The organism is Altererythrobacter sp. TH136, from assembly GCF_007065885.1.
Classification (GTDB): Bacteria; Pseudomonadota; Alphaproteobacteria; order Sphingomonadales; family Sphingomonadaceae; genus Tsuneonella.
Genome location: NZ_CP041409.1, coordinates 700,919 through 715,981 on the forward strand (window position 1 = coordinate 700,919; position 15,063 = coordinate 715,981).

15 protein-coding genes are annotated in these 15,063 nt (G+C 65.2%); 7 read left to right on the plus strand and 8 right to left on the minus strand.

What is annotated here, in order from left to right; all coding sequences use genetic code 11:
• Nucleotides 1–2 precede the first annotated feature (2 nt).
• Nucleotides 3–1,214 (minus strand): saccharopine dehydrogenase family protein, encoded by a 1,212-nt coding sequence (locus C0V74_RS03420; RefSeq protein WP_143250644.1) that lies wholly within the window; start codon nt 1,212–1,214, stop codon nt 3–5.
• 64 nt (nt 1,215–1,278) lie between these two features.
• On the opposite strand from C0V74_RS03420, the gene C0V74_RS03425 reads away from it, so the two are divergent.
• From C0V74_RS03425 to C0V74_RS03435, 3 genes are all read left to right on the plus strand, one after another.
• A complete protein-coding gene (locus C0V74_RS03425; protein WP_143250645.1) occupies nt 1,279–2,250 on the plus strand; it encodes a pyridoxal-phosphate dependent enzyme in 972 nt (323 codons plus the stop codon).
• Between the two features lie 66 nt (nt 2,251–2,316).
• Complete coding sequence (locus C0V74_RS03430; RefSeq protein ID WP_143250647.1) at nt 2,317–2,763, plus strand: MAPEG family protein; 447 nt, start codon at nt 2,317–2,319, stop codon at nt 2,761–2,763.
• Nucleotides 2,760–3,194, plus strand: a complete 435-nt coding sequence (locus C0V74_RS03435) for an MAPEG family protein (protein WP_143250649.1) — start codon at nt 2,760–2,762, stop codon at nt 3,192–3,194. The genes C0V74_RS03430 and C0V74_RS03435 overlap by 4 nt, the downstream gene beginning before the upstream one ends.
• A 14-nt stretch (nt 3,195–3,208) precedes the next feature.
• Here the strand turns inward: C0V74_RS03435 and trxB are convergent, their stop codons facing one another.
• From trxB to C0V74_RS03470, 7 genes are all read right to left on the minus strand, one after another.
• The gene (trxB, locus tag C0V74_RS03440) at nt 3,209–4,195 is read right to left on the minus strand and encodes a thioredoxin-disulfide reductase (RefSeq protein ID WP_131625358.1); all 987 of its coding nucleotides are present in this window, start codon (nt 4,193–4,195) and stop codon (nt 3,209–3,211) included.
• Nucleotides 4,196–4,247: 52 nt separating this feature from the next.
• A complete protein-coding gene (locus C0V74_RS03445) occupies nt 4,248–5,018 on the minus strand; it encodes a tyrosine-protein phosphatase (RefSeq protein WP_143250650.1) in 771 nt (256 codons plus the stop codon).
• Nucleotides 5,019–5,055: 37 nt separating this feature from the next.
• Nucleotides 5,056–5,718 (minus strand): TIGR02281 family clan AA aspartic protease, encoded by a 663-nt coding sequence (locus tag C0V74_RS03450; RefSeq protein WP_143250652.1) that lies wholly within the window; start codon nt 5,716–5,718, stop codon nt 5,056–5,058.
• A 39-nt stretch (nt 5,719–5,757) separates the two neighbouring features.
• Nucleotides 5,758–6,744: an L-histidine N(alpha)-methyltransferase gene (gene egtD / locus C0V74_RS03455; protein ID WP_143250654.1), complete on the minus strand. Its 987-nt coding sequence runs from the start codon at nt 6,742–6,744 to the stop codon at nt 5,758–5,760.
• Nucleotides 6,744–7,979, minus strand: a complete 1,236-nt coding sequence (gene egtB / locus C0V74_RS03460; protein ID WP_246844951.1) for an ergothioneine biosynthesis protein EgtB — start codon at nt 7,977–7,979, stop codon at nt 6,744–6,746. Before egtB ends, egtD begins: the two co-directional genes overlap by 1 nt.
• Nucleotides 7,980–8,147: 168 nt before the next feature.
• Nucleotides 8,148–9,521, minus strand: coding sequence for a 3-deoxy-7-phosphoheptulonate synthase class II (locus C0V74_RS03465; protein ID WP_143250658.1), 1,374 nt, complete (start codon nt 9,519–9,521; stop codon nt 8,148–8,150).
• A 67-nt stretch (nt 9,522–9,588) separates the two neighbouring features.
• Nucleotides 9,589–12,528 (minus strand): insulinase family protein, encoded by a 2,940-nt coding sequence (locus tag C0V74_RS03470; RefSeq protein WP_143250659.1) that lies wholly within the window; start codon nt 12,526–12,528, stop codon nt 9,589–9,591.
• Nucleotides 12,529–12,638: 110 nt separating this feature from the next.
• On the opposite strand from C0V74_RS03470, the gene C0V74_RS03475 reads away from it, so the two are divergent.
• Genes C0V74_RS03475 through C0V74_RS03490 form a run of 4 tightly spaced genes read left to right on the plus strand, consistent with a single transcriptional unit; the run spans nt 12,639 to nt 14,938 of the window.
• Complete coding sequence (locus C0V74_RS03475) at nt 12,639–13,217, plus strand: NifU family protein (protein ID WP_131625352.1); 579 nt, start codon at nt 12,639–12,641, stop codon at nt 13,215–13,217.
• 11 nt (nt 13,218–13,228) lie between these two features.
• Nucleotides 13,229–13,834, plus strand: a complete 606-nt coding sequence (locus C0V74_RS03480; protein WP_143250661.1) for a malonic semialdehyde reductase — start codon at nt 13,229–13,231, stop codon at nt 13,832–13,834.
• 34 nt (nt 13,835–13,868) lie between these two features.
• On the plus strand, nt 13,869–14,483 hold the full coding sequence (gene tsaB, locus C0V74_RS03485) for a tRNA (adenosine(37)-N6)-threonylcarbamoyltransferase complex dimerization subunit type 1 TsaB (RefSeq protein ID WP_131625696.1): 615 nt from the start codon (nt 13,869–13,871) through the stop codon (nt 14,481–14,483).
• Nucleotides 14,480–14,938: a GNAT family N-acetyltransferase gene (locus C0V74_RS03490; RefSeq protein WP_349236021.1), complete on the plus strand. Its 459-nt coding sequence runs from the start codon at nt 14,480–14,482 to the stop codon at nt 14,936–14,938. Before tsaB ends, C0V74_RS03490 begins: the two co-directional genes overlap by 4 nt.
• Nucleotides 14,939–15,063 lie beyond the last annotated feature (125 nt).

The following is a 15,063-nucleotide window of genomic DNA, read 5'->3' on the forward strand; positions in this document are numbered from 1 at the left end:
GGTCAGAATTCGACCGGTCCGTTCAGTTCCTCGACCGTCCACGGCAGCCCGTCCGAATTGAGCATCTCCATGAATGGATCGGGGTCCATCTCTTCCATGTTGAACACGCCGTCCCCGGCCCACTTGCCCGTCACCACCATTGCGCTGCCGATCATGGCCGGCACGCCGGTGGTGTAGCTGACCGCCTGATTGCCGGTCTCTTCGTAAGCCGCTTCATGACTGCAGATGTTCTTGATGTAGAATGTTTTCTCGCCCGACCCGTCGAGCGCCTCACCGGTGGCGATGACGCCGATGTTGGTATTGCCCTTGGTGGTTTCGCCCAGTGACTCTGGCTTGGGCAGCACCGCGGCGAGGAACTGCAGCGGGATGATCTCCTTGCCCTGGTAGCGGATCGGCTCGATCGAGGTCATGCCGACGTTCTGCAGCACGGTCAGGTGCGTGATGTAGGCATCGCCGAAAGTCATCCAGAACCGCGCCCGCTCCAGTTCAGGGACGAACTTCGCCAGGCTTTCCAGCTCTTCATGATACATCAGGTAGGCGTTCTTCTTGCCTACCGCCTCGAAATCGAACTCGGTTTTCACCTGCATCGCCGGGGTTTCGACCCACTCGCCGTTCTCCCAGTGGCGAGCCGGCGCGGTGACCTCGCGGATGTTGATCTCAGGATTGAAGTTGGTCGCGAAGTGCTGGCCGTGATCGCCGCCGTTGCAATCGAGGATGTCGAGCTGACGGATGGTCTTCAGCTTGTGCTTCTTGAGCCACATGGTGAACACGCTGGTCACACCCGGGTCGAAGCCCGAGCCGAGCAGCGCCATCAGCCCGGCCTGCTTGAAGCGGTCGTGGTAGGCCCACTGCCACTTGTATTCAAACTTGGCCTCGTCCTTGGGCTCGTAGTTCGCGGTGTCGAGGTAGTTGACGCCCGCTTCCAGGCAGGCGTCCATGATCGGCAGGTCCTGGTACGGCAGCGCCAGATTGACCACCAGGCTGGGCTGCACCTTGCGGATCAGGTTGACCATCGCCGGCACCTCTTCGGCATCGATCGAATAGGTCTGGACGTCGCGGCCGGTGCGCTGCGTCACGCTGGCCGCGATCGCGTCACACTTCGATTTGGTGCGGCTGGCGAGATGGATAGCGGAGAAGATTTCGGCATTCATCGCCATCTTGTGGACGCAGACCGAGCTGACCCCACCCGCACCGATTACCAGGACTGTCGACATGAAAACTCCAAACTTTCTTGGCGCGCCGATTGGCGTCGAATGGCGAACGCACTAGTCGGCGGGAATGTTTCGCGAAACCCCCGCCGACCACCTGCGCATGCCTGACAGAGCGGGCGTACTGCGCGCGGCCGAGAAAATCAGGGCCATCCTTCCGCCCACCCCTTTGCTGCCGCTGGAAGTGAACGGAACACGGTTGTGGGCCAAGGCCGAGAACCTGCAGCCGATCGGCGCCTTCAAGATTCGTGGCGGATGGCACCGGCTAACCGACATGACGCCAGAGGAACGCGCCCGCGGGGTGATCGCCGTCTCCAGCGGAAACCACGCACAGGGGATTGCGTGGGCTGCGCGCGAACTCGGGGTTCGGGCCACGATCGTGATGCCGCATAACGCACCGCAGGTGAAACTCGACGCCACCCGCGCGCTGGGAGCCGAGGTCGTGCTTTACGAACGCCCGCGGGAAGATCGCGACGCGGTCGCGGCCCGCCTGGTCGAGGAACGCGGGGCGGTGCTCGCCCATGCGTTTGGCGATCCGTGGGTGATCGAGGGCCAGGGCAGCGCCGGCGTCGAGATCATGGAGCAGCTGGGCCGCCAGCCTTCCCGCATCGTCGCGCCTTGCGGCGGCGGTGGTCTTGCTGCGGGGCTGGCCCTGGCATGTCCTGACAGCGCGATCGTGCCGGTTGAACCGGAAGGGTGGGACACCGTCGGCCAGTCGCTGGCCGAAGGAAAGGTTCGCGCCATCAGTAGCGGTCCGGTCACGGTGTGTGACGCCTTGCAGCCGCCGGCGACCAAACAGATCAATCTCGCCGTGCTGTCCGGCCGGTCCGATCCCGGGGTGACGGTCACCGACGCCGAAGTGCGCGAGGCCCAGCGGTTCGCCTTTGCGAAGCTCAAGCTGGTGGTCGAACCCGGCGGCGCGGCGGCGCTGGCTGCGGCACTCGCGGGCAAGGTGATGCTGGACGCGCACACGGTGATCATGCTCACTGGCGGCAACACGGACGCGGATTCATTCGCGAAGGTCATCACCCACGCCGATTGACGGCGATTTGACATGCACGTCTGCCCGGCGCACGTTCGCAGCCGGGACGATGATGGGGGAAATTGAATGCAGGCACAGATGCTCGCGCCCGCGGCAGTGTTGATCGCGTGGACGCTGATCATGCTGGTGTGGATGGCCGCGACCCGGCTACCGGCACTCCGCCGGATCGGCGGGCTCAAGAATGCCAAGCCTGGAGGGCGGGGACAGGATCTGGAAGGAGTCGTGGACGACCGGATCAACTGGAAAGCCCATAACTATTCCCACCTCGTCGAACAACCGACGCTGTTCTACGCCGTGTCGCTGATCATCGCGCTGCTTGGACCCAATCCGACCATGGTTCTGGTGGCCTGGATCTATGTCGCGATCCGCATCGTGCACTCGATCTGGCAGGCGACCGTCAACGTGGTGTCAGTGCGTTTCCTGCTGTTCATGCTGTCGACGCTGGCGCTGGTAGTCCTGGCGATCCGTGCGCTTGCGCTGACGCTGTTCGCCGATCCGATGGTGATCCAGTGATCGGGGCCGATATTCTCCAGCCCATCGTCGCGCTGCTCGCATGGACGATGGTGATGTGGCTGTGGATGTACGCCACCCGGATTCCCGCGATCAACCGGCTGCCCAAGGACGGCGGCCCTAACGCCGACGTCGGCTGGACCGGCGCCAAGCTCGACGGTCTGCTAACCCCGGACATCCAGTGGAAGGCGCATAATTACAATCACCTGCACGAAGCGCCGACGCTGTTCTACGCGGTGGCGCTCGTGCTCGCGTTCGTTGGACAAGGTGACGGCCTGAACGCGACGCTGGCATGGATTTACGTCGCGCTGCGTGTGCTCCACTCGCTGTGGCAGGCCACGGTCAACAAGGTGATGGGCCGGTTCCTGCTGTTCTCGCTGTCGAGCTTCGTGCTCATCTGGTTGATCATCAGGGCAGCGTTGGCGGTGTTCTGAAAATGGCGGCGGAGCTACTCCGCCGCTTCGGCTGCCTCGGCGTGGCCATGCAGATCGATCGACAATCCTGACACGAACCGCTCGGCATCCAGCGCGGCCATGCACCCGGTGCCGGCGGCGGTCACCGCCTGCCGATACGTATGGTCCATCACGTCGCCGCACGCGAACACGCCCGGGATCGCCGTCTTGGGCGTGCCCGGCTCGACGATCAGGTAACCGCCCTCGTCAACGGGAAGCTGCCCCTTGAACAGTTCGGTCGAGGGGGCGTGGCCGATTGCGACGAAGGCGCCATCGCAATGGAACTTGCTCAGTTGTCCAGTTACGCGGTCCTTCAGCGACAGGTGAGTCAAGCCGCCGGCCAGCGGATCGCCTTCGAACCCTTCGACCACCTGGTTCCACAAAACGGTGATCTTGGGATGGTTGAACAGGCGATCCTGCAGGATGCGCTCGGCCCGCAGGGAGTCGCGCCTGTGAATCAGCGTCACATCGTCGGAATGGTTGGTGAGGTATAGCGCCTCCTCGACAGCGGTGTTGCCGCCGCCGATCACCGCAACCTTCTTGCCGCGGTAGAAGAATCCATCGCACGTAGCGCAAGCGGATACGCCCTTGCCGCCCAGTTCCATCTCGCCGGGCACGCCCAGCCACTTGGCCTGCGCGCCGGTCGCGATGACCAGCGTGTCGCCTTCGTAGATGTCGCCGCTGTCGCCATAGGCGCGGAAGGGGGAGCCGCCTTCCAGATCGACCCGGACGATGGTGTCCCACATCATCCGAGTGCCAACGTGCTCTGCCTGGGCCTGCATCTCCTGCATCAGCCACGGGCCCTGAACCACGTCGCGGAAGCCGGGATAGTTCTCGACATCGGTGGTGATGGTCAACTGCCCGCCGGGCTGGAGGCCCTGCACCACGATCGGCTCCATCATTGCGCGCGCGCCATAGATCGCGGCCGACAGCCCTGCCGGGCCCGAACCGATGATGAGCATGCGCGTCTTGTGGGTAGCCATCGTTTCCTCCGTCTTGCCGGGCCAGATAGGGGCGCGGCGGCGGGAAATCGAGTCAGGCGACGAACTTGTCCCGCAGGTTCATGCGTAGCGTGTCGTCGACTCCAACGGCCTGATTCAGCCAATCGTCGAGCGAACCGTGCGTCTGACGCGCCACCAAGTGAAAGCGCGCGAAGTAATCCTCGTGCACGTCGAGCATCGCGCGGACCGACGCCTCGTCCATGGTCCGGCCGAGCCGCTTCTCCATCACCGGGATCGATTGCGCGCGCAGAATGTGGAACGTCGGCGATTCGTTGGTGAGCAGGAATTCGCGCACCTGATCGTCTTCCGACACGCCGACGATGTGCAGCAGCAGCGTCACCGCCATGCCGGTGCGATCCTTGCCCGCGAAGCAGTGCACCAGGCTGGCTCCGTCGCGGTCTGCCAGCGCGTGCAGATAGCGTCCGAACATCGCCTGCATCGCCGGGTTTTCAGGCATCCGCGTATACACCTGAAGCATGCGGTCGCGCGCGTAATCGGCGGTCGTGACTTCGGGACCGATGTCCATGTGCGGCGGGCTGGAGGTCGTCGACCCATCATGCGCGACGACTTCGCCCGCCCAGCCTTCGTGGCGGCGGCAAGGATGCATCTCGCGCTCGGCGATGCCGCGCAGATCGATCACCGTGCGGATGTCGAGCGCGGCCAGCTCTGCAAGATCTCCATCGGTCGCCGCGACATGCTGGCCGGAGCGGTAGAGCACCCCGCGGCGGACCTTGCCGCCGGCGGCAGAATAGCCGCCATAGTCGCGGAAATTGTGGATGCCTTGAAAGTTGGGGGCCTGGGTCATGACACGCCCCTGCCAGCGACTAATACGGCAGGCAAGCTCAGGCGGGCGGCTGCGGGTTGTTCGGGACCAAGATCATCGTCCGCCCCTCCACGCGCCAGGACGCAAGGCGTGACAGCAGGTTCATCCCGATGACGTTGGTCGTGCCGATCTGCGGCGCGATCACCGCGTCGAGCCCGCCCGCCTTCACGCTGCCGAACCGCAAGGTGTCGATCGTGGTCAGGTCGGCGGTCACCGTGCCGTTGGCGGTCGAGATGCGGACCGGCACCCCGCCCGTGCGCGGCTCCAGCCCGGCGCGTTCGGCCAGCGGCACCGAGACCGCCGTCAGGGTCGCCCCCGTATCGACCAGGAACGCGGCCGGCTCTCCATTCACGGTCGCCTGAATCCAGAAATGCCCGTCCGGTGACATCGGCACCCGGGTTTCACCCCCCGCAACGGTCTGTTCGGGAAAGCCGAGTTCCGGCACGGCGATGTCCAGCCGCGGATCGAAGCGCGACACCTGCAGCATTACCACCACCAGGATCGCCGCCAGCGCCATCGTGCTGGTCGTCGCCATAAAGCGGCCGAAACGCGAATAATGTCGCGCGATCCCGGTACCGAGGATGCTGCCGAGCACCGCCGCAACGGTCGCGATCAGCAAACCCGAGCGCGGTATCTCGCGGATGATCTCGGTCGTTGCCTGCCAGGCTGCCTGCGGGTCCATACCTGCCCTGTTACACCCTCGCGGCTTTCACCACCATGACTAGGGCGCGCTGCGCGGCACGGTGGCGTCCGCGAGAATGAGCGAAAAGCGCTCCTCCCGATCGGTCCAGCGTTGCCGGGGCGTCCACCCGCCCGCCAGAAGCAAGGTCGTGCCGCTGCGGCGCGAAAACTTGTGGCTGTTCTCGGTGTGGATGGTGTCGCCCTCACCCATCGAGAACCGATGGCCGGACACTCCGAATTCGATCGGTCGCAGCGCCTCGAGGTGCATCTCGATCCGGGAATACGCGTCGTTCCAGCGGGCGACGTGACGCAGCGCATCTATCGGGATGGTCCCGTTCAGCTCCCGGTTGATGCGATGCGCGAGGTTCAGATTGAACCGGGCGGTTACACCCGCCGCATCGTCATAAGCGGCTTCCAGGATTGCCTGGTCCTTGACGAGGTCCATCCCGATCAGGAGTTGGCTGCCCTCTCCGAGCGTTGCGCGCATCGTGCGCAGCAGATCGACTGCCGTGCGGGCCACCATGTTGCCGATGGTAGACCCAGGGAAAAACCCGAGCTTGGGCATGGCGGTAACCTCAATCGGCAGTTCGACCTTGCGCACGAAGTCCGCCTCGACCGGGTAGACCGGCAAGCCGGGAAATTTGGCCGACAGCGCGTCGGCCGAAGACCGCAGGAAATCTCCTGCGATGTCGAGCGGCACATAGGCGGCGGGGTCGATGCAGTTGAGCAGCAGCGGCGTCTTCACCGAACTGCCGGAGCCGAATTCGACCACCGCACGTCCGCCGCCGATCATCGTGCGGAACTCGTCGCATCGGTCGGTCAGGATTTCGGTTTCCGCGCGGGTTGGATAGTATTCGGGGAGCCGGGTGATCTCCTCGAACAGTTCTGATCCCTCGTCGTCGTAGAACCAGCGCGCCGGGATCGCCTTCTGCGGCTCCGACAAACCCTGCAAAACGTCTTCGCGAAATGCGGTGTCGACCCCGTCGCGATCCAGATCGACCAGGCTCAGCCCCTGTTCGGCAGCCATCAGATGTCCTTCGCGAGCCGCAGGCCGGTGAACTGCCAGCGTTGATGAGGGTAGAAGAAGTTGCGGTAACTGGTGCGGGAATGGCCGCGCGGCGTCGCGCAGCTGGCGCCCTTAAGGACCACCTGGCCGCTCATGAACTTGCCGTTGTATTCCCCGACTGCGCCCTCCGCTGTCCGGAAGCGCGGATAGGGCAAGTACGCAGAGCGAGTGAACTGCCAGCAGTCGCCGAACAGGTTGTGGCCACCACGCGGCAGCGGCGGTGCGGCGTCGTCGAGCTGGTTGCCGGCGGCCGGGTCGTGGCTTTGCGCCGCTGCCTCCCATTCGAACTCGGTCGGCAATCGCGCACCGGCCCAGGCAGCAAAGGCATCCGCTTCGTAAAACGAGATGTGCGTCACCGGCGCATCCGGATCGCGAGCCTGCCAGCCCGAGTGGGTAAACTGCTGGTCCTCGCGCCAGTACAACGGCGCCGAGATTTGCTCGCCTTGAACCCATCCCCAGCCATCGGACAGCCACAACGACGCGGTGCGATACCCGCCCTCCTCGATGAACGACTGCCATTCGCGGTTCGACACCAGGCCGGAGGACAGCGCGAACGGCTCTAGCAGGACCCGGTGCCGCGGGCCTTCGTTGTCGAACGCGAAATCGCCCCTCTCGTGACCCACCAGTGCGATGCCGCCCGGATGTTCCTGCCAACCGGACGCCTCACGCGCAGGCTCTCGGGCGGAAGGGGCACCCCACATCGCAGGGCCGAGGGGGTTCTGGAACAGTGCGTGCTTGATGTCGGTCAGCAGCAATTCCTGGTGCTGCTGCTCGTGCGCTATGCCCAGCTCGATCAGTGGCGCGTGTTCGGGCCGGTCAAGCATTTCCATGATCGAGTGCGTGACGTGGTCCCGCCAGTCGAGGATCTCGGCGAGCGAGGGGCGCGACAACATGCCCCGGCGCGAACGCGCGTGCCGGGCACCTTCCGCCTCGTAATAGGAATTGAACAGGTACGGCCAATCGTCGCGCCACCGCCGATAACCGGGCAAGTGATCGCGCAGCAGGAACGTCTCCCAGAACCAGGTGGTATGCGCCAGATGCCACTTGGCCGGACTTGCATCGTCCATCGACTGGATCGTGGCATCGGCATCGCTGAGCGGCTCGGCGAGCGCGACGCTGAGCGCGCGCGTTTCAGCGAAGCGATCGGCTAGAGTCCGCGGCGTCTGCTGAGCGTGAATCGTCAGGGGCTGGGGCACGGTCATCCTCTTGCTGCAGCCAGTCCTCTGGCAAGATGACCGGGAAACCGCACAAATGATAGACTCTGTCGCGGCCAACAGTTTCCCCGGGCACCGAGGAAATATGTCGACCCAGTAGCGATAGACGCCCAGGTTAGTTGCTCGCCCTGCGCGCCCTGGCAGACGGGCCTATGCTGCCACGGCCGGCCGGGTGCTTGCTTCCTGATTGAGCATCTCAGCAAGCATGAATGCCAGCTCGATCGACTGCGCGGCGTTGAGACGCGGATCGCAGTGCGTATGATACCGATCGCCGAGCGCTTCGTGGCTGATGGCCACCGCACCGCCGACACACTCGGTCACGTCCTGTCCCGTCATTTCGACATGAATGCCGCCCGCATGCGTGCCTTCCGCCCGGTGTACCGCGAAAAAGCCCCGAACCTCGCGCAGAATGCGGTCGAACGGCCGGGTCTTGTAGCCGCTGTTCGATTTGATCACGTTTCCGTGCATAGGATCGCAGCTCCACACCACCGGATGGCCTTCGCGTCCGACCGCCCGAACGAGCGGCGGCAAGCCGGCTTCGACCTTGTCGTCGCCGAACCGGCTGATCAGGGTGATCCGGCCTGGCTCACGCGTCGGATTGAGGATGTCGAGCAGGCGGATAAGGTCATCTGCAGCGAGACTGGGCCCGCACTTCATGCCCAGCGGGTTGCCGATGCCGCGGCAGAATTCGATATGTGCGCTGCCGGGAAATCGCGTCCGATCGCCGATCCACACCATGTGCGCCGAACAATCGTACCAATCGCCGGTCAGGCTGTCCTGCCGGGTAAGCGCCTGCTCATACGGCAGCAACAGCGCCTCGTGGCTGGTGTAGAAGGTCGTCCGCTCCAACTGCGGCAGCGTCTCGGGATTGACGCCGCAGGCCTCCATGAAATCTAACGATTCACCGATCCGGTCGGCCACGTCCTGGAACTTGTCGGCCCACGGGCTGCGGTCCATGAAGTCTAGCGTCCAGCGGTGCACCTGGCGCAGGTTGGCATACCCGCCCCCGGCAAACGCGCGCAGCAGATTGAGCGTGGCCGCGGCTTGCGAATAGGCGCGCACCATCCGCTGGGGATCGTTGGCGCGGCTTTCGGGCGTGAAATCGATGCCGTTGATATTGTCGCCCAGATAGCTTGGGAGCGTGACCTCGCCCTGCGTTTCGGTCGGCGCGCTGCGGGGCTTGGCAAACTGTCCCGCCATACGTCCGACCTTCACCACCGGTCGCTTGCTGGCGAAAGTCAGGACAACCGCCATCTGCAGCAGGACGCGGAAGGTGTCGCGGATGTAATTGGGGTGGAACTCGGCGAAGCTTTCGGCGCAGTCGCCGCCTTGCAGCAGGAACCCGCGGCCCCCGGCGACTTCCGCCAGGTCGGCTTTCAGCGCGCGCGCCTCTCCCGCGAATACCAGCGGTGGATAGTGCGCCAGCGTCGCTTCGACCTCTGCCAGCGCGGCACGATCGAGGTAGTTGGGCAAGTGGCGGGCTTCGTGCGCCTGCCAGCTATCGGGGGTCCATTCCTGTGTCACCCGGGCGCCGTAGTCCCTTCGCGCCTGCAGCGCCAAGCGGCTTAAACTTGGAGCGGCGCAAGCTGCCTTAGCGCGAGACGCTGGCCGACTGACCTTCCACCTGAGTGGCGAGCGTCTGCCCTTGAGGGATCACGGCAAGCCGGAAGGGTTGGCGCCCCGTCAGGTATTTCGCCGCCAGCGCCTGCATCGCCTGGGGAGTGGTCTGGGTGTAATCGTTCAGCAACGATCGCAGCAGCCGCACGCGCTGCGGATCGGTGCTCGCCCCCTCCAGCTGCCACAACCAAAACGTGTTGCCGGTCGATGCGCGGCTGATCGACTGCTTGAGCGGTTCGGTCACTCGGGCAAGCTCGTCCGCGGTTGGCGGATTGGCCACCAGATCGCGCGCGATCTGGTCGGTCGCGGCGAAGAACGCCGGCACATCCTGCGGCCGGACGGTGGCCGCCGCCGAGACCGTGCCGCCGGTCGCGATGTCCACCGGCCAATCGCTTGACACCTGCGGCGAATAACTCGCTCCGGTCCGTTCGCGCATCTCCTCGAGCAGGCGATTGTTGAACAATTCGGTCAGGATCTGGAGCTGGCGCGATTCCGGCAGCGAGGCGACACCTCCGCCGGTCGGCCAGGCGATCACCGCTGCCGCCTGGTTCGAGTCTCCGCGATGGAACAGCACTTCCGGCTGCGCGGAAGACGCGACGGTGACGCTGCGGGCGAGCGTCGCGGCCGGGATCGCCGCGCGCGGCGGCAGTGCCCCGAATGTTCGGCTAAGTGCCGCGACGGCGTCGGCCATCTTGAAATCACCGAAGATCAGGACCTCGACCGGCCCTTGCTTGAGCAGCGGCTCCCACACCCTGCGGAAGCCTGCTGGCGTGGCGGAATCAAGCTGCGCGGCGGTCGGCGTCGCAAACCGTGGGTCGCGGTCGTACAGCCGGTATTGCAGATCGCGCTGCAGTACCCCCGACGGGCTGGTTGAATAGCTTTCGTAAGCCAGCTTGGACGCAGCCTTGGCACGCTGGACCGGATTGGCGTCCCACCGCGGCGTCGCCAGCTTGGCGGCGAACAGATAAAGTTGATCGGCCAGGTCGGCCTCACGCGTCTGCGCGGTAAAATCGAATACCCCGTCGTCGATCTCGAAATCGAAGCCCATCTTGCGGCCATTGCTGATCCGGTCGAGCTCCTCCTGCCCCAGTTCCCCAAGGCCGGAACTCACCAGCGCGCTTTCACCAAGCTTCGCATAGACGGCGTCTTCCGGAGCGAACGAGCGCCAGCCAGCACCGAACCGTGCCTTCACCGTCACCCGCCCGGGTTCGCCGTTGTTGGACCACAGCAGCGCGGTCGTGCCGTTCGGAAAGGCCACCCGCTGGATATCGAGCAGGCCAAGCGGAGCCGTCGAACTGGGCTGCTGCGGGGTGCCGAGCGGCGGCAGGTCAGTGAACGAAATGGATTTGGCCGCCACCCGCGCGCTGCCGTCAGCTTCGACCGGCGCAAGCAACGCCGCACGCAGCGCTGCGGGGGTGGCTTCGGAAGCGTCCGGCGTCACGTACACCGACCGGATCACGTCGCCCGTCATCAACGAACGCGTGTGCGCGAGCACATTGGCGGGCGTGAACTGGTCCTTCATCCCGCGAAAAACGGTCAGCACCGTTTCGGGCGCGGCCACCGTCTCGCGAATGTCCACCGCCTGCACCACGTCGTCCGCAAGCTTGGAGCCGGCCAGAACCGCGCGCTGCTCGACCGAACTGGCGAAGGCCACGTCGAATTCGGCCATCTCGCGATCGATCTCTTCCTGCGTCGGCGGATTCGCGAGCGCGTCGGCGATCACCGCCCGGACGTCGCTCAGCGCGGCCGACCAGTCTTCGGTCAGCGGGGCGAACGTGACGAACGTCGCGTCCGCCGTCCGGCTGACGTCTTCCTGATTTACCTGCGCGTAAAGATAGGACCCGCCCGTTCGGGCGCGCGATTCAAGCCGCCGGTTGATGATCGACTGCGCCAGCGAATCGAGCAGCAGCCCTTCGTTGTACTTAATGGTATCGTTCACCGGGCGCCACGGCCGCATGACCGCGTATGTCAGGCTGCGCGGCAGGTCGGGTTCGACCAGCACCTGGGTTTCGCCCACCGGGTTGGCGGGATCGGCACCGGCGGGAGCCTTGGGGTCGCCGAAGTCAGGCGCCGGGGTGTGCGGGCCGACGCCCTTCCAACCGCCAAAGTATTTCTCCACCAATCCTGCCAGGGTGCGGGCGTCGCTGTCGCCGGCAACCACCACCACGGCATTTTCCGGTCGGTACCAGCGCTTGTGGAACGCCTTTACCGCGGCGGGCGTCGCGGCGTTGAGCGTGGCTTCGGTGCCGATCGGCAGGCGGTTCGCCAGACGCTGACCGGCAAAGATCGTTTTGCGGCTCTCCTCGGCCACCCGCTGCGCGGCGGCAGCGCGCTCCCGCATTTCGGCGAGCACGATGGGGCGGTCTTCCGACAACCCCTTGGCGGAAAGCGCCGGCGCCTCGATCATGCCGGACAGCAGCTTGAACACCTCTTCGAGCTTCGCCGGAGTGGCATCGGGCACGTCGAGCTTGTAAACCGTCTGCGTGGGCGTCGTCTCCGCGTTGGTGTCGCTGCCGAAGGTAGCGCCCAGCCGCTGGAACGTGGCGATCGCCGCGCCATCGGCGAGATACTTGCTCTCGCGGAAGGTCATGTGCTCGATCAGGTGAGCAAAGCCCTGCTCGGAATCGGTCTCGTGGATCGACCCGGCATCGATGCGCACCCGGATGGACACCTGGCCCGGCGGCACCCCGTTGTGACGTACCGCATAGCGCAGACCATTGGGCATTTCGCCGAACTGCCATTCCTTGTCGCGCGGGACATCGCTGCCGCGATAGATCCACGGGGTCTGCTCGCCTGTCTGAAGCGACTTCGGCGCTGGTGGTGCGGAGCCATCCTGCGCTGGAACCGGCGAGGCCAGGAGGACGAGAGGGAGCAGGGGCGCGAGATGCCGAACGGCACGCGGGAGCAATGTCATATCGCGGCGGTATACCCGCCCCCCGCGTGAAGGGATAGTGAATGCCGGGCAAGAAACGCTGACGGGCGGGCGAACTTGTTCCCCCCTCCCCTCACGCCTACATGACCACCATGTTCATCGAGACCGAAACCACGCCTAACCCGGCGAGCCTGAAGTTCCTTCCCGGCCGGCAGGTCATGCCGTCCGGCACCCGCGAATTCGTCGACCCTGAAAGCGCCGAGGCGAGCCCACTGGCGGAGGCGTTGTTCGACACCGGCGAAGTCACGAACGTGCTGCTGGGCAGCGACTTCATCGCCGTGACCGCCGCGCCGGGCGTGGACTGGAGCCAACTCAAGCCGCAGGTCGTCGCCGTGCTGCTCGACCATTTCGTGTCAGGCGCGCCGCTGTTCGTCGGCGGCGGGGCCGGCGGGATTTCGGTGCCCCCCGAAGCTGACCTCATCGTCGAAGAAGATCCGGCAGATGCCGACATCGTCGCGCAGATCAACGAACTGCTCGAATCGCGCATCCGCCCCGCCGTCGCCAACGATGGCGGCGACATCGTCTATCGCGGCTACCGCGACGGGGTGGTGCACTTGCAAATGCAAGGTGCCTGCGCGGGCTGCCCATCCTCGACCGCGACTCTCAAACACGGCATCGAAGGGCTGCTCAAGCACTACATCCCCGAGGTCGCGGAAGTGCGCGCCGCCTGAAGGCCAAAATGATGATCAAGCAGTTCCACCAGCCGCTCGGTGACGCGGCGCTCGACCAGCTGTTCCGCGAAGCGCGCACTTACAACGACTGGCTCGACCAGCCGGTCACCGATGCGCAGCTGCATGCGATCTGGGACCTCGCCAAGATGGGCCCTACGTCAGCCAATATGCTGCCCGCGCGGATCGTGTGGGTGAAATCGGACGAACCCAAGCAGACGCTCGCCAGCCTCGCGGGCGGCACCAACCCCGGCAAAATCCTCGCGGCGCCGGTCACCGCGATCATTGGCTACGACATCGATTTTCACGAGCATCTGCCCGAACTGTTTCCCCATGCCGACGCGAAAAGCTGGTTCGAGGGCAACGAACCGCTGCGCAACGAAGGCGCGTTCCGCAACTCTTCGCTGCAGGGTGCATATTTCATCATCGCGGCGCGGGCGCTGGGGCTCGACACCGGGCCGATGTCGGGCTTCGATAACGCCGGCGTCGATGCGGCGTTTTTTGCCGACCAGCCGCGCGTGCGATCCAACTTCATCTGCTCGGTCGGCTATGGCGATCCGGCGAGTGTCTTCGATCGTTCGCCGCGCCCTGCCTTCGACAAGTTCAACCGCATCGTTTGACCCGCGCACCCGCGCCGTGCATCGGCGCGCCATGATGCGTACCCTGGCTATCGACTGTGCGACCGAAGCGTGTTCCGTCGCGCTGATCGACGAAGGCGGTCTCATCGCGGCCGATCACCGGGTGCTGGGACGCGGTCATGCGGAACACCTAGTGCCGATGATTGCCGCTCTTCCCGAACGAGGCCGGGCCGACCGTATCGTCGTCTCGCTGGGCGCGGGCAGCTTTACCGGCGTCCGGATCGGCATCGCCACGGCCAAGGCGCTCGGGTACGCGTGGAGCGCTCCTGTGTTCGGCTATCCGACGCTGGCGCTGGTGGCGGCGATCGCATCAGAGGACGAAGGTTGGTCGTCACTGACCGTCTGCATGAGCGGCGGGCACGGGGAATGGTTTGTGCAGGACTTTGTCCGCCACGGCCGGCCGGATGGCGACCTCGCGTCATGCACCCCGCAAGCGGCCGTCGCTCGCGGCGGGGACCGACCCCTAGCGGGATCGCAGGCAGCCGCATTGGCGGAGGTCCTCGAACATCGTGTTCCCGCGCGCGATCAGTTGCCCGACGCCTCCCGCATCGGCCTGCTCGATCCAGCGCTGTTCAGCCCGGTCGTGACGCCCATCTATGGCCGTGGCCCCGACGCGAGACTTCCTGCGTGAACGAGGATGATCTCGATCGCATCATGGCGGTGATGGACGCGGCTTTCGACCCTGCGTGGGCGGAGGCATGGACCCGCCGTCAGATCGCGGACTCACTGGCGTTTGCGCACACGCACTGCCGCCTGATTGCCGCCGATGGTGTGGCGCCTTCGGGCAGCGCACCTGCAGCCGGGTTCACGCTCGTCCGCGCAGCACCCGGTGAGGAAGAGCTGCTGTTGATCGGGGTCGTGCCCGGGCATCGGGGCAAGGGACTGGGACGGCTCCTGCTCGAGCAGGTCATGGCCGATGCCCGAAGTCGGGGCGCCGATCGGGTGTTCCTGGAAATGCGGTTCAATAACCCGGCCGAACAACTTTACCGGGCCATGGGTTTTCAGCCGATCGGCCGGCGCAAGGATTACTACCGCCTGCCTGACGGCAGCAAGCTGGACGCAATTACATTCGGCGTCGCGATCTAGCGAAGAAACGACCACACTGCAGGTTGCTGAAGCTTAGAGTGTTCGCTTGTAAGATGGCGTAGAATGCATCAGGGCAAAGGCGCGGTGGGGTTTTAGACCGGTCGCCCGCCTGCAATACTAATGAA